General features: G+C 64.2%; 15 protein-coding genes. 3 read left to right on the forward strand and 12 right to left on the reverse strand.

Annotated elements, in window-relative coordinates; translation table 11 throughout:
- Positions 1-38: 38 nt before the first annotated feature.
- The 6 genes from rpoN to IVB46_RS31685 all read right to left on the reverse strand — a co-directional run bounded on the left by rpoN (position 39) and on the right by IVB46_RS31685 (position 6,654).
- Entirely contained in the window at positions 39-1,652 is a 1,614-nt protein-coding gene (gene rpoN, locus IVB46_RS31660) for an RNA polymerase factor sigma-54 (RefSeq protein ID WP_247306182.1), read from the reverse strand.
- Positions 1,653-1,742: 90 nt separating this feature from the next.
- Positions 1,743-2,750, reverse strand: coding sequence for an LPS export ABC transporter ATP-binding protein (lptB, locus tag IVB46_RS31665; protein WP_063980191.1), 1,008 nt, complete (start codon positions 2,748-2,750; stop codon positions 1,743-1,745).
- A 246-nt stretch (positions 2,751-2,996) separates the two neighbouring features.
- Positions 2,997-3,713 carry an LptA/OstA family protein gene (locus tag IVB46_RS31670; RefSeq protein ID WP_166347306.1) on the reverse strand — a complete coding sequence of 239 codons (717 nt, stop codon included), beginning with the start codon at positions 3,711-3,713 and terminating at the stop codon, positions 2,997-2,999.
- A 5-nt stretch (positions 3,714-3,718) separates the two neighbouring features.
- Positions 3,719-4,450 (reverse strand): LPS export ABC transporter periplasmic protein LptC, encoded by a 732-nt coding sequence (gene lptC, locus IVB46_RS31675; protein ID WP_247306204.1) that lies wholly within the window; start codon positions 4,448-4,450, stop codon positions 3,719-3,721.
- Between the two features lie 146 nt (positions 4,451-4,596).
- Positions 4,597-5,211 (reverse strand): ribonuclease D, encoded by a 615-nt coding sequence (locus tag IVB46_RS31680; protein WP_247306207.1) that lies wholly within the window; start codon positions 5,209-5,211, stop codon positions 4,597-4,599.
- A 117-nt stretch (positions 5,212-5,328) separates the two neighbouring features.
- Positions 5,329-6,654, reverse strand: coding sequence for a UbiA family prenyltransferase (locus IVB46_RS31685; protein ID WP_247306211.1), 1,326 nt, complete (start codon positions 6,652-6,654; stop codon positions 5,329-5,331).
- Between the two features lie 302 nt (positions 6,655-6,956).
- Here IVB46_RS31685 and IVB46_RS31690 point away from each other — a divergent pair, with 302 nt between their 5' ends.
- On the forward strand, positions 6,957-8,228 hold the full coding sequence (locus tag IVB46_RS31690) for an MFS transporter (protein WP_247306213.1): 1,272 nt from the start codon (positions 6,957-6,959) through the stop codon (positions 8,226-8,228).
- Positions 8,229-8,249: 21 nt separating this feature from the next.
- Here IVB46_RS31690 and IVB46_RS31695 read toward each other — a convergent pair whose 3' ends face one another.
- Positions 8,250-8,606 (reverse strand): response regulator, encoded by a 357-nt coding sequence (locus IVB46_RS31695; RefSeq protein WP_247306216.1) that lies wholly within the window; start codon positions 8,604-8,606, stop codon positions 8,250-8,252.
- 130 nt (positions 8,607-8,736) lie between these two features.
- On the opposite strand from IVB46_RS31695, the gene IVB46_RS31700 reads away from it, so the two are divergent.
- Positions 8,737-9,906 carry a GAF domain-containing sensor histidine kinase gene (locus IVB46_RS31700; RefSeq protein WP_247306219.1) on the forward strand — a complete coding sequence of 390 codons (1,170 nt, stop codon included), beginning with the start codon at positions 8,737-8,739 and terminating at the stop codon, positions 9,904-9,906.
- Positions 9,907-9,938: 32 nt separating this feature from the next.
- On the opposite strand, the gene IVB46_RS31705 is transcribed toward IVB46_RS31700, so the two are convergent.
- The 5 genes from IVB46_RS31705 to IVB46_RS31720 all read right to left on the reverse strand — a co-directional run bounded on the left by IVB46_RS31705 (position 9,939) and on the right by IVB46_RS31720 (position 12,170).
- Positions 9,939-10,148 (reverse strand): hypothetical protein, encoded by a 210-nt coding sequence (locus IVB46_RS31705; protein ID WP_247306222.1) that lies wholly within the window; start codon positions 10,146-10,148, stop codon positions 9,939-9,941.
- Between the two features lie 56 nt (positions 10,149-10,204).
- Complete coding sequence (locus tag IVB46_RS44950) at positions 10,205-10,330, reverse strand: hypothetical protein (RefSeq protein WP_256468676.1); 126 nt, start codon at positions 10,328-10,330, stop codon at positions 10,205-10,207.
- Positions 10,331-10,404: 74 nt separating this feature from the next.
- Positions 10,405-11,016 carry a molecular chaperone TorD family protein gene (locus IVB46_RS31710; protein ID WP_247306225.1) on the reverse strand — a complete coding sequence of 204 codons (612 nt, stop codon included), beginning with the start codon at positions 11,014-11,016 and terminating at the stop codon, positions 10,405-10,407.
- A 36-nt stretch (positions 11,017-11,052) separates the two neighbouring features.
- On the reverse strand, positions 11,053-11,688 hold the full coding sequence (locus IVB46_RS31715; RefSeq protein WP_247306227.1) for a DUF3306 domain-containing protein: 636 nt from the start codon (positions 11,686-11,688) through the stop codon (positions 11,053-11,055).
- A 20-nt stretch (positions 11,689-11,708) separates the two neighbouring features.
- Positions 11,709-12,170 (reverse strand): DUF3305 domain-containing protein, encoded by a 462-nt coding sequence (locus tag IVB46_RS31720; RefSeq protein ID WP_247306229.1) that lies wholly within the window; start codon positions 12,168-12,170, stop codon positions 11,709-11,711.
- 248 nt (positions 12,171-12,418) lie between these two features.
- Here IVB46_RS31720 and IVB46_RS31725 point away from each other — a divergent pair, with 248 nt between their 5' ends.
- Positions 12,419-14,404 carry a 4Fe-4S binding protein gene (locus IVB46_RS31725; protein WP_247306231.1) on the forward strand — a complete coding sequence of 662 codons (1,986 nt, stop codon included), beginning with the start codon at positions 12,419-12,421 and terminating at the stop codon, positions 14,402-14,404.
- Positions 14,405-14,423: the final 19 nt, after the last annotated feature.

Consider the following 14,423-nt stretch of genomic DNA (forward strand, 5'->3'; position numbering starts at 1 on the left):
TGGGGGATCGAGAGTAGCGCGATTTCGCGCCAGCGCAATCAGGCCGGCTCGGTGTTGCGGGAGCGATCGGGCATTGCGGTGGAGAGGACGTTACCAAGAGCGCTCTGCTTGTCACGGCGGCGTTGCACCGAAGAGGGAATGCGCATGGCTTCGCGGTACTTCGCGACCGTGCGGCGGGCAATATCAATTCCCGAGGCGCGTAAGCGTTCCACGATGGTGTCATCCGACAGGATCGCCGACGGCGCTTCCGAATCGATCAGCTGCTTGATGTGGTGGCGCACGGCCTCGGCGGAATGCGCCTCGCCGCCGTCGGCGGAGGCGATCGAGGCCGTGAAGAAATATTTCAATTCGAATGTGCCGCGATTTGTCGCCATGTACTTGTTGGCGGTGACGCGCGACACTGTGGATTCATGCATCTGGATGGCGTCGGCAACGGCCTTCAGATTCAGCGGCCGCAGGTGCGCCACGCCATGGGTGAAGAAGCCGTCCTGCTGGCGCACGATTTCCGTCGCAACTTTCAGGATGGTACGGGCGCGCTGATCGAGCGCGCGCACCAGCCAGGTCGCGTTCTGGAGCGCGTCGGTGAAATAGGACTTGTCGCCGTCCTTGCCGATCTTCTTCGACAGCTGGGAATAATAGGTCTGGTTGACCAGCACGCGCGGCAAGGTGTCGCTGTTGAGCTCGACATGCCAGCCGCCGTCGGGACCCGGGCGGACATAGACGTCGGGCACCATGGTCTGGAGCCGCGCCGAGCCGAACTTCATGCCGGGCTTGGGATTGAGGCGGCGGATCTCGCCGATCATGTCGGCGATGTCCTCGTCGTCGACGCCGCAGAGCTTGCGCAGCGAAGCGATGTCGCGCTTCGCGAGCAGATCGAGGTGCTCGACGAGGGCCTGCATCGCCGGGTCGTAGCGGTCGAGCTCGCGGAGCTGGATCGCCAGGCATTCGCTCAAATTGCGCGCGCAGACGCCGGGCGGATCGAATTTTTGCAGCACGGCAAGGACGTTCTCGACATCGGCTTGCGATGCGCCAAGGCGCTCGGCGGCCTGGCCGAGATCCGGCGGCAGATAGCCGGCCTCGTCGACGAGGTCGATCAGGTACTGGCCGATCATGCGCTGCGCCGGGCCGGTGAAGGCGACCGAGAGCTGCTCGGCAAGATGGTCGCCGAGCGTGATCTCCGCGGCGACGAAGGCTTCGAGATTGTAGTCCTCGTCGCCGGAGGCCCCGCCGCCCCATTCGGTATAGGTGGTCGGCGCCGCATCCTGGGCGTTGCGCGCGGCGGCCTCGGCCGGTTCCTCGGAGAAGACGTTGTCCAGGCCCGTATCCAGGGTCTGCTCGATCTCGGCGCGGGTGCCGAGATCCTTGCTCATCCATTCTTCCTGGCCTGGCTCGAACGCCTCGCCCGGACCGCCGCCCGGCTCGTCGTTGTGGCCCCCGTCGGAATCGCTGAACTGGCCGGTCTCGGCCGGGGCTTCACCCGCGGGCGGCTCGTCGTTGGCCCGCTCCAGCAGGGGGTTCCGCTCGAGTTCCTCTTCCACGAAGGTCGTGAGATCGAGATTGGACAATTGCAGCAGCTTGATCGCCTGCATCAGCTGCGGCGTCATGACCAGCGACTGCGATTGCCGGAACTCTAATCTCTGCGTGAGCGCCATGAAGCAAGAACCGATCCCAAAAGTTGGTCCGATTTTTGCTTATCCTAGTCTTGGCACGATGTACACGGCTTGACGAACGGGAAAAAAGGGCTAGAGGCGGAATTCCTCGCCAAGGTAAAGCCGGCGAACGTCGGGATCGGCGACGATCTCATCCGGGCTACCCTCGGTCAAGATTTCACCGGCATAGACGATATAGGCGCGGTCGGTCAGGCCGAGCGTCTCGCGCACATTGTGGTCGGTGATCAGCACGCCGATGCCGCGGTTGGTGAGATGGCGGACGAGGTCCTGAATGTCGCCGACCGCGATCGGATCGATGCCCGCGAAGGGCTCGTCGAGCAGCATGTAGTTCGGACGCGTCGCCAGCGCGCGCGCAATCTCGACGCGGCGGCGCTCGCCGCCCGACAGCGCGATCGACGGCGATTTCCGCAAGCGCGTGATGTTGAATTCGTCGAGCAGCGAGTCGAGCTGCTGCTCGCGCTTCTTGCGCGAGGGCTCGACCACTTCGAGCACGGCGCGGATGTTCTGCTCGACGGTGAGGCCGCGAAAGATCGAGGCTTCCTGCGGCAGATAGCCGATGCCGAGCCGCGCGCGCTGATACATCGGCAGCTTGGTGACGTCGTGGCCGTCGAGCTCGATCGCGCCGCGATCGGGCTTGATCAGGCCGGTGATCATGTAGAACACGGTGGTCTTGCCGGCGCCGTTCGGGCCGAGCAGGCCGACCGCTTCGCCGCGGCGCACATAGATGCTGACGCCGCGCACCACCTGGCGGCTGCCGAAACTCTTTTCCACGCTATGCACAGCCAGGAAACCCGGCCGCTTCAGAAGCTGCGGTCCGCCGGCGCCGTTAGGCCTGCTGGCGGCCCTCACGGGATGCACCGCCTGGGCACGCGGCGGTTCGGTCTGGTAGTCGGCTTGGTAGTCGGCCTGGAAATGGTCGGGCGCGCGCATCTGGTCGCGGGCGATCGGCGATGCATCCCGCACCGGGCTGGGCACGAGACCGCCGACGCTGTCACCGAGCGCGGTGATGTCCTGGCGCGCAAATCCTGGCCGGCCGCGCTTGGCGGGGCGCCGACGGAACATGCTGAAGAGATCGACCATCCCGCCTTCTAGCCTTTCACGACAATCCCGCGCGATGATCCGCGCGTGATCCCGCGATCTGCCGCACCGGCCTTGCGATTCGCCAGCACAGCATGAGTGAAGGGATGTCTCATGCCCAGTGAAACACGCCCGAAAAGCGGCGAACCCCGCTTGGAAAGCCCTTCGCGCTAGATACAGCCTCGCCGGGCAAGCTTCAACCTCGGATCGGGAGAATCTGACCCAAGCGCTTGAAGTTACTTCAGGAATTTACTTTTGTTTGCCTGCGCCGGGCAATTGGAGAGGCGGCGCCGGAGCGGGCTTGCCCGGGCTCCCCGATCCGCAATCATTGCTGCCGCCCTGCGGCAGCAATGCCTGCACCCTGCCGCTGTCGGATTCCACCCGCGAGACGCCCGTGGTCATGTCGACCGCCAGACGGTCGCCGCGCAGCACGTTCCTGCACTGCGTGAGAACGACGCCGCCGAGCATGGTGATGAGGTTGGTTTTGGTGTCGAACACGGCGGTCTCGCCTGTTACCACCTGGTCCTTCTGGGTGACGACGACATTGCCGCGCGCTTCCAGCCGCTTGATCGAGGAACTGCCGCCCGGCCCCGGCTGCGCCGACTGCATCGGCGCACCCTTGGTCCCCTTCGCCGCGGGCTGCGGCGCGGCCGGCTTGTCGCCGCCGCCGGAGTCGTAAAACACCACGAGCGTCTTCGAGGTCATGGTGGTGTCGCCCTGGATGACCTTCACATTGCCGGAGAAGGTCGCCTCCTTCTTCTTGTCGCGCATCTCGAGCGAGGCGGCTTCGATCTGGATCGGCTGGTCGCGGTTTTGCGAAAAGCCCTGCATTGCGTTGGGCACGCCTTGCATCGTGCTCTGCGCGACGGCCGCACCGGTTGCGACCAGCGCGACGGTGACGGCGAGCGCGGCCACACCGAGAATGGCGCACCGCTTGTCTTCGTTGCGCGAAAAGAATCTCACCATGAAAATCACTTTGAATTGGCAGACTTGTTCTGAGGCGTGCGTGTCTTCACCGGCGGCGCGGGCTGCTCGGCCGGCGCAGGCGGCGCGGCAGCGGGGTCATCCAGCTTGTCCAGATGCATCACCACATTGCCCTCGAAGCGGATGACGTCGCCGCCTTCCGTGATCCGCAGCCGGTCGGCGGTCAGCGTTCCGTTGGTCAGCTTGACGTCGACATGCTCATCCGAGGAGACCGTTCCCTTGCCCATGTCGACGAAGGCCGAGTTCAGCCGCGCCTCATAGCCGGACGAGGTGCGCAGGAAGATGTCCTTGTGCAGGTCGAGCTGCTGCTGCTTGTTGTCGAAGCGGCCGGTGCGCGCATCGAGCAGCAAAGTGGATTTGTCTTCCATCAGCACCTTTGCGCGCAAATCATTGAGATCGACATGATCGGGGTCGGTGATGTCCTGCGTCGCGGTCTTGGCCCAGAGCTCGTAGGGCCGCTGGTCCGGGGTGAAGCCGGACATATGCGGCGTTTCCATCGTGATCTTGGTGCCCGTCACCACGAGATTTCCGGAGTCGAGCTTCACGGGGATCTGGAAGGGATTGAGGAAGGTCGAGACGGCGACGATCGCGGCCATGGACGCAGCCACCGTCACCGGCACCGCGATGCGCAGAATCCGCACCAGGCGGCTGTGGCGCGCCGCGCTGGCAAACTTCGCCGCAAGCGCGGCGTCGTAGGTTGGATTCTGGGCCGAATTCACCTGAGCTCCCGAGGTGTCGCTCGTCTCGTCCGGTTGACGGGCGCACGCCATTGTATCCGGCGCCGCCTGAATATGCAGCCTGCGACAGGCCGCACGAAAGTGTCCGAAACGGGGCGGCAGCCCTAAGCTAACAGCGGCCCGAGGCCTCAGGAATGCGCGAAAATGTCCTCTTCCGCCCAGCCCTGGAGATCGAGCAGAGCGCGGGTCGGCAGGAAGTCGAAACAGGCTTTTGCCAGCGCGGTGCGGCCTTCCCGCACCAGCATGGCGTCGAGCCGCTCGCGCAGGGCATGAAGGTGCAGCACGTCGGAGGCGGCGTAGGCGAGCTGCGGCTCGGTCAGGCTGTCGGAACCCCAGTCGCTGGATTGCTGCTGCTTGGAGAGGTCGACATTGAGCACCTCGCGCACGAGGTCCTTGAGGCCATGCCGGTCGGTGTAGGTGCGGGTCAGGCGGGAGGCAATCTTGGTGCAATAAATCGGGCCGGTCATGACGCCGAACGTCTCGTACAGCACCGCGACGTCGAACCGCGCGAAGTGGAAGATCTTCGTGATCCCAGGATTGGCCAGCAGGGCCTTCAGGTTCGGCGCGTCGGTGTGGCCCTTGGGGATCTGCACCACGTCGGCGCTGCCGTCGCCGGGCGAGAGCTGCACCACGCAGAGCCGGTCGCGGTGCGGGTTCAGCCCCATGGTCTCGGTGTCGATCGCCACCGCTCCGGTGTAGCGGGGCAGGTCGGGCAGGTCGCCGCGATGCAGGCGTACGGTCATGGCGTTTCAAAACCTCAATCGAATTGGTCGGTCGGCATCATAAGCTAATCGGATTGCCCGCGATGTAGCCACTGCCGGCCGGCCGCGCAAGCGGCAGCTGTTCCCGCCGGGGCGCGGTCAGATCGCCGCCAGCATGATGCAGATCATCGCCGCCACCGTCGCGCGGCTGGCGCCATCGCGAAAAGTGTAGAGAATCGGATCGTCGGGCATCTCGCGGCGATGGGCCATCATCAGGGCGCGGCCGAACCAGTAGAGCAGCAGCGGGTTGAGCAGCCACAGCATCCAGGGACGGCTGTAGAGCGGCGTCACCGCGGAGGAGGAGACGTAGAGCGAGAACACGGTCACCGCGTTCATGGCACTCGCCGCCGCCATCGCGCCGATGATGTGCAGGTCGGTGATCCTGTAATCGCGGTTGGAGGGATCGGCGAGGCCGGCGCTCTCGCGCATGCTGAGCTCGCTGAAGCGCTTGATCAGCGCCAGCGAGGTGAAAACGAACAGCGAGAAGATCAAGAGCCATTCCGACAGCACCACGCCGACGCCGACCGCGCCGGCGATGATGCGCAGCGTGTAGAGGCCGGCGAGCGTCACGACGTCGACAAGCATCTTGCGCTTGAGCGCGAGCGAATAGGCGATCGTGGTGGCGAGATAGCCACCGAGCACGCCGAGGAACAAAGGCGAGATGCAGAGGCTGGCGGCGACCGCGAGCAGCCACAGCGCGGGAATCGCAAGCAGTGCCGAGGACATCGGCAGCCGACCTGCCGCCAGCGCGCGATGGCGCTTGGTCGGATGCTGCCGGTCGGCGGCGAGGTCGAGCAGATCGTTCATCAGATACGCGCCCGACGCGCAGGCCGAGAACGCCACGAACGCCAGCAACGCGTAGCCGAGCGTCGCAAGATTCATCTGATGCGCCGTGATCGCCGGCACGAACACCAGCGTATTCTTGGCGTATTGATAGACGCGCAGCGCCTGCGCCCAGGTTTTGAGACTGGCACGGCTGCTGCCGCGCGTCTCGATGCGCTCCATGGAGGCGCGGTCGAACGGCAGCCGGTCGCCCACCGCGAGATCGGCCGGCGCAACGACGCCATCGAACCCGAGATGCGCGGCAATGCCCGCCGCATGGTGCGCAAAGCGGCCGGCCACCAGATAGATTGCCTCGCCCCGCGCCCGCGCCGCCAGCGCCTGGTTCAGCACGTCGGCATCATAGGGCAGATGGGTGTAGTCGAGCTCGGCTTGCGCCAGGATATCCGTGAGCGCCGCCATGCCCGGGCGTCCGCCCGCGCCGAAGCGGGCCAGCATGCGGCCGGGGCTGGAGAACAGCGCTTCCAGCAGCAGCTCGGAACGGAGCAGGGCGCCTTCGAGATCGATGACAAGCGTCCGCGCCGCGGCGGGGATCGCCGACGGTGTGGGGACGCCCGAATCGTAGTGCCAGGCAGGCTGCTCCATCCGAAAACGCTCTGACTTGCCGCAACATGACCGGCCCTGAGGCCGGGGAGCAGGGAAATGGACGGCCGAGAGCCTAGGGGGCATTCGCTAAGGGCGACTTAACCGGGGGGAGAAGGGCCGGCGCCCCTGGGGGATGCCGGGTCCAGGCCATGCACCCTGCTGTTGCATGGATCCCACAACCCGGCGCCAGCTTGATGTTCCGGCAGGGCTTTTGCCGCGCGCCCCGTGAAAATCCTCCCGGCCGACCCCATCTGCGAGTTTTCGCGCGCTTGCCCGCCCCGCCCACAATGAAATCAGGTGTCATGACCGAACAGACGCTCGCTGCGCCTATCGACGACCAACAGGAACGCCAGCGCGGCTTTACGCGCTACCAGGCGCTCCTGATCGCACTGCTCGCGTTCACGCAGTTCACGATCATTCTCGATTTCATCATCATGTCGCCGCTCGGCGCCATCCTGATGCCGGCGCTCGACATCACGGCCGGACAATTCGGCGTCGCGGTGTCGGCCTACGCGTTCAGCGCGGGACTGTCGGGGATCCTGGCCGCGGGCTTCGCCGATCGCTTCGACCGCAAGCGCCTGCTGCTGTTCTTCTATGTCGGCTTCACGCTCGGGACCCTGCTCTGCGCCGCCGCGCAGACCTACCACGTGCTGCTGCTCGGCAGGATCGTGACCGGATTGTTCGGCGGCGTGATCGGCTCGGTCGTGCTGGCCATCATCACCGATCTGTTCGCGCTGCACCTGCGCGGCCGCGTGATGGGCTTCGTCCAGACGGCGTTCGCCGCGAGCCAGGTGCTCGGCATTCCCGCCGGGCTGTTTCTCGCCAATCACTGGAACTGGCATGTCTGCTTCGTTGCGATCGTCGGCTTGTCGATCGTCGCGATCGCAATCATCGCCTTCGCGATGGAGCCGGTCGACGCGCATCTGAAACTGAAGCAGGACAGAAATCCGTTCCGCCATCTGATCGCGACCGTCGGACAACCGCGCTATACGCTGGCCTTCGCCGTCACGACGTTGCTGGCGACGGGCGGGTACATGCTGATGCCGTTCTCCAGCGCCTTCACCGTGCATAATCTCGGCATCGACATCACGCATCTGCCGACGATCTACCTCGTCTCCGGCCTGTTCAGCATCGTCACGGGGCCGCTGGTCGGCAGGGCGAGCGACGCGTTCGGCAAGTACCCGACCTTCGTCTTCGGCAGTGTGGTGTCTGTCATCATGGTGCTGATCTACACCCATCTCGGCCACGTCTCGCTCGCGACCGCGATCCTCGTCAACGTGCTGATGTTCGTCGGCATCTTCTCGCGCATGATCCCGTCGCAGGCGCTGATGTCGGCGATCCCCGACCCCAGCCAGCGCGGCTCGTTCAGTGCGGTCAGCGCGTCGCTTCAGCAGCTCTCCGGGGGGCTCGGTTCGGTCCTCGCCGCCGCCATCATCGCGCAACAACCGGATGGTTCGCTGCTCCATTTCGACCGGATCGGCTACGTCGTGGTCGCGTCGGCAATCGTCTCGCTGGTGGCGATGTACTTTGTGCAGAAGGCGGTGGCAGAGCGGACCGGGAGACGGGTGGTCTGAGGGCTCGACTTGAAAAGCCCGCTATGCCCGCCCGCCGGCCAGCCTTTCAAGCTGGTCGTGCAGCTGCGCAGGAAGATACGGCTTGGGGATGAACCTCGCCCCGAGTGGGATGTCATCCGCTGCCGGGCTGACTTGGCCGGACGTAATGAGAAGCCGCACGGGCGGCCATCGGTCTCTGATCACCGCCGCCAGCCGAAGGCCATTCATCGAGCCGGGCATCTGAATGTCGGTGAAGACGACGGTGATCGCCGGTTCCGTCTCCAGCAGATTGACAGCCTCGTCCGCGTCGGCCGCCTCGAAGACATCGAAGCCCATATCCCGGACCATGTCAGCCGCGTTCATGCGGATGAGAAGGTCATCTTCGACGATGAGGATCACGTCCCTATGCTGACCGAGATTGGACACTTATTCTCCGGCGTAACCGAGCATAAGGTTTGAACGGCTTCTTCGTTCCACCGAACGTCTTGCCGAGGCTCGCGTTTGCCAGGGCAGGGCGTTAGGGTTCACCATGGCAATTGACATCAAGGCGGACGTGGATGCCGTCCAGCAGATTGGGGCAGTTCCCAAAGTTTTGGATTTGGCCGCACGCATCACGGGCATGGGCTTCGTCGCCATAGCTCGCGTAACTTCAGATCAATGGATTTGCTGCGCCGTTCGGGACAGCATCGCCTTTGGCCTTGAGCCGGGCGGAGAACTGCGTGTCGAGACGACCATCTGCAACGAGATCCGGCAGCACGGCAACACGGTCGTCATCAACGATGTGCAGACGGACGACGTCTTCTGCAATCATCCGACACCGGCCATGTATGGATTTCGCAGCTACATCTCAGCGCCCATCGTCCTGATCGACGGAACCGTTTGGGGAACGCTGTGCGCCATCGACCCCACGCCTCGACAACTTCGCACACCGGAGATCCTCGACACGTTTCAGCTGTTGGCCGAACTGATCGCTGCACAGCTCGAACTCAATCAACGTCTGGAGCGGAGTCAGGCCGATCTCATCGACGAGCGAAAAACGGCAGAGCTTCGCGAGCAGTTCATCGGCGTATTGGGGCACGATCTTCGTAATCCCCTCGCAGCCGTCGATGCAGGCATGCGCGTGCTGCTGAAGAACCTCGACACCGGGCGGGCGCCCGAAATCGCGCTCGGCGTTCAAAAAGCCGTCTATCGCATGGCCGGCATCGTCGAAAACGTCATGGACTTCGCGCGAGGCCGACTTGGCGGAGGCCTTACGATCAAGCGAGATGCGACGCTGCCTTTGGCGCCGGTGCTGGAGCAAATCATCGCGGAGTTCAGGACGGCTTGGCCGACCGTAACGATCAGTTCATCGGTCCAGATCGAAGAGCCCATCAGCTGCGATCGGAGCAAGATGGGCCAACTTTTCTCGAACCTGCTCGGGAATGCAATTGCGTACGGTGACCAGAGTAGGCCGATCCACGTCGTAGCCAGAACCTTGGACGGAACGTTCGATCTGACGGTGTCCAACGAAGGCCCGCCAATCTCCGAAAAGGCGCTGGCAAACCTCTTCAAGCCATACACGCGAGGCGACCGGCCCAGTCAGCAGGGTCTGGGACTTGGTCTTTACATCGCTTCGCAAATCGCCCAGGCCCATGGCGGCAAATTGAGTGCGATATCGACCGGACGCGAAACGACCTTCTCTTTCGAGATGCCGATCTAAGCGGGCCGGGAGCAAGATCGTCTGGAGCCAGGTTATCGCTTTACGCTGGCCGGGAAAATGAGCGACTGATCATCGATCTCCTGATCCGGGAGCTGATGGACGCCCGCCATGGCGTGCAGCTCGACCAAGGGCGGCATGGCCGCTGCGGATAGCTCTATCGAGCGAGGTTGCGTCCTGAAGATCAGGGCAGAAGCGGCGATCAGAGCTGCAACGACGAAACAAGCGATCAGCGACCGGCGCATATGGCGTCTCCCACGTCTATGTGGAGAACAGAAAGCTTAACAAACAATAATGACCGCTAAACGCGGGCGCTCGACTCAGCGAACGCCGTTGTGGCGGACTCCTGCACGAAATGATCAAGGATGCCGGCGGCACCGAGTGCGACGACGACGGCGAACAGACAGGCAATTATGAAAACGCGCATTCTGTTGATCCCTACATCTATAATCTAGCACGCTCCCAAACGGATTTGTGCAGCGGCCGTACAAAACGCCGTGTTCAACCTGGAAGTGCGAAGGCCTCCGCCTCGATATCGATGAACGTCCGTCCGAGCGCGCCAACGGCGGCATAGAAGTGAGCCGACCGCGCGCGCTCGAGATCGGCGAAAAAGCGCCTCATGCAGCGTGAGACATGCTGATCAAAGAAGAGGCGCTCGGCGCCCGCTGGTGCCAAAATGCTCCCACCGGCAAGTCCTGCCATGATCTCACAAAGAAATCCCGCGTGATCCTCGGGCTCCGTACGCTCCGGGGCCTTTTCGAGGCCGAGCCCCTCAAGAGTTTCCCGCAACCGCGCAAGTGGACGGCCATACAGGGTGTCGGACAGGTAGTGTGACGCATAAGGCAGCAGCGCCCCCTTGCCCAAACCTGCAAAGAGGGTAAAGAACTCGCGCGATGCGGCCTCCTCATTTGTCCGGCGCGCCGCATCCGCCAGCGCCATGTGTGCCGCGCCCATCGGGCTGGCATCGCCGTGCAATGCAGAGAGCCGGTGCAGCAGCTGCGTGTCCGGGCTGCGCGTCAGCAACGTCGCCAACAGCGCATATTCCTGCGCCCGGGCGAGGTCGAATTCATCGACGATATGCACTGAAGCGATTGTTGAAGTTGGATCCATCATTGTTCGATCGCGCAAGACATATGATCCTGTCGGTTGCTAGCGGGGCATTGCGCTGCCATGACGTCGTGTTCGCTGGGAGGGCGGCTCTCCGGCAGCAGCATTGACGGACTGCATGCTCTCATTCCGGTCCTGGTCCGGTCGTGCCGTCGCATCATCGGGCAGCGATTGAGCTGCCAATATCGTCGGTTCGAGAATGGGCTGTTCGGCATCGGGCCGCCCTTGCGGAATGAGCTCGGTTGGCGGCTGCACGTCCGCAAGCGCGTCACCCACCTGCTCGAGCCCCTTTGACATCCGCGCGACAAGATCGGCGACGTTGTCCGCCGGATCGAGCGGGCCAAATCCGGGAATTGCGTTGGGATCGTTGAAATCCCACTGGTTCTCCGCGATTCCGATGAAGTCGCGGATCGCAGGGTCGGTTGCCCAGGCACGGCGCAATGCCAGGCGCGTCAGTTCGGCCGGAACGCCCGTCTGCAGGAACGCCGCAATGTCGGTGTGAGCGGCGATCGATTCGATCGACGGCAAACTGGCGAGATCGAAAGGCCGGTCTGTCTCGTCATTCGCTACGGACGGCTCGGCAGCCTGCTCTTTGTCGGCCGGGGCAAGTTCAGCGTTTTGGCTTCTCGAGGCTTGCTTGAGCCGCGCCCAGCGAACGAAGACGTTAGTCTCTGACATCGATCTCTCTCATGCCGTTGCTAACGATGGCGCTGCCGTTTGATGAATGGTCGTTCGATATGATGCTCGGCGACGAACCGGCCGACGATCTCGGAGATGCCTGGTGGCATCGGCACGGCTTCGACCAGATTGCTGCCTGCATCGGTAAACGCCTCGCCCTCCGCCGGATCGGCGGTGACCGCGAGCAGCTCGTAGGGCGGCTCGGAACCGGTCGGACGCAAATTGACCCACAGCGTCGGCGAGCCTGACGCGAGATTTTCGCGATAGTTGGCGGTTTCGGTCCGGTGCAGCTCGATCACGGCATCACCGGCATAGAACAACGTGACCTCGCCTTCGCCTCCAATCGGAGTCCACGGCTTCGCAGTCGGCTCTCCCGCGAATACCGAGACGGGCCGCCACAGAAAATCGGCCCACGCGCTCTTCGCCTTGCGCCGTTCGATTGCGACACCGACAGCAATGCGTGCAAGACTTGTCGATATCAATGTACCCTCTCGCGATCGAGACGTGGTTCCTGCTTCCGAAGCCAATCCAGCGACGCCGCGCGCTTGCCCCGGCGAGAGCAGTAATCGTGCGCTCATGATACGGGCGTCGTCTTTTCCGATACGCGGAGTATATACTTCGGGGCTGAACGGGCCAGTAGGTGGCCGCTCTATTTTGGGAGCCGCGAGATATTGTGACCGTCATATCTGACACCGGCAGGCGCCTCCTGATCTGCTCGTGCGAAGGGACGATGCCGCTTGATGCAGACGCAATTCGCCGCGGCTGCCGCGGTGAAGTGACGGCGGCGACGCAGCTCTGCGGCGCCGAACTCGGCCGATTCAAGGCTGTCGCCGCCGAAGATGGTCCGCTCACGGTGGCCTGCACGCAGCAGGCAGCGCTGTTTTCGCAGGTTGCGGCCGAAAATAATCGTGCGAATTCGATACAGTTTGCCAACATCCGCGAGACCGCCGGATGGTCCGGCGATGCCGACCGCGCCGGGCCGAAAATGGCCGCGCTGCTGGCCGCCGCGGCCGAAGTCGCCGCACCCGCGCCGACGGTCCAGCTGGAAAGCAGCGGAGTCATCCTGATCTACGGCCGCGACGAGGCCGCGATCGAGGCTGGCGACTTGCTGAAGGAGCATCTCGACGTCACGGTGCTGATTGCGCCGCCAGCCGCGATCGCACCGCCACGTAGCGCCGACTATCCGATTGCCAAAGGCCGGATAACGAGTGTCAAGGGTCACCTGGGCGCGTTCGATGTGGTGGTCGACGATTTCGCCGAAGCCGCACCGTCCTCGCGTCGAGCCCTGACGTTTGGCGCCTCACGCAACAACGCCCGTTCGACCTGCGACATCGTCCTCGACTTGACCGGCGGGCCAGCGCTGGTTCCGGCCGACTTGCGCGACGGCTATCTGCGCGCGGATCCCGGCAGTCCCGCAGCTATTCTCCAGGCCGTGCTGAAAGCGCGCGACCTCGTCGGGACCTTCGAGAAGCCGCGCTACATCACCTTCGACGCCGGACTTTGCGCGCACTCGCGCTCGAAGCGGACCGGCTGCACCCGCTGTCTCGATTCCTGTCCGGCCGGCGCGATTACACCTGCCGGCAACCATGTGGCGATCGACGCCAACATCTGCGCGGGCTGCGGCCAATGCGCGACGGCCTGTCCCACCGGCGCCGCGTCCTATGCGCTGCCGGCGGAAGACGCGCTGGTCAGAAAGCTGCGCGCCATGCTGCTCGCATACCGTCAGGCGGGCGGCGAGCGGGCCGTTGTCCTCGTCCATGACGAAGGCCACGGCGCGCCGCTGATCAACGCGCTTTCGCGGTTCGGTGACGGATTGCCCGCAAATGTATTGCCGTTTGCGGTCAACGAGGTCACGCAGGTCGGGTTGGAGAGTATCATCGCGGCTTTTGCATATGGCGTGTCGGCGGTGCGTTTCCTGCTACGGGCCAAGCCGCGCCACGACGTCTCCGGATTGACGCGGACGGTCGCGCTCGCCGATCCGATCTTTGCCGGACTCGGCTTCGGCCCGGCTCGGCTTTCCATCATCGCGACCGACGATCCGGACCGTCTGATCGAAGCGCTCCGCACCGCGCCGGCCGACGCGCCCACTCCGCGCCCTGCGAGCTTCCGCGCCGTGGGCGGCAAGCGCGACGTGCTGCGTTTTGCGCTGGCCGAACTGCACCGCGCGGCGCCTGCACCCGTCGATGTCGTTCCGTTGCCCGAAGGCGCGCCGTTCGGGGCCGTCGAGATCGATGCTGCCGGCTGCACGCTTTGCCTGTCCTGCGTGTCGGTCTGTCCGACGAGCGCCCTGCGCGACGACCCCGAGCGCCCGGCATTGCGATTTGTCGAAGACTCCTGCGTCCAGTGCGGCCTGTGCCGGACGACGTGCCCGGAAAACGTCATCACACTGGTTCCGCAGATCGACTTCCGTGCCAGTCGGGCGCCGACCCGGGTGCTCAAGGAAGAGGAGCCGTTTTGCTGTATCCGCTGCGGCAAGCCATTCGGCGTCAAGAGCAGCATCGAGCGTGTGGTCGCGAAGCTCGAAGGCCAGCACTGGATGTATTCGGGCTCGGCGCAGCGGCTCGACGCAATCAAGATGTGCGGCGACTGCCGCGTCGGCTTCGTGGCCGAGCAAGGTTTTGAATCTTATGGCGCGCAGAGCCCGACCGTCCGCACCACCGACGATTACCTGCGTGACCGGGACGCGAAGCGAGACCCGGACGGCCGCTCCAACTGAATTGCCCGGTTCAGGTTAG

The organism is Bradyrhizobium sp. 61 (genome assembly GCF_023073075.1).
GTDB lineage: Bacteria > Pseudomonadota > Alphaproteobacteria > Rhizobiales > Xanthobacteraceae > Bradyrhizobium > Bradyrhizobium barranii.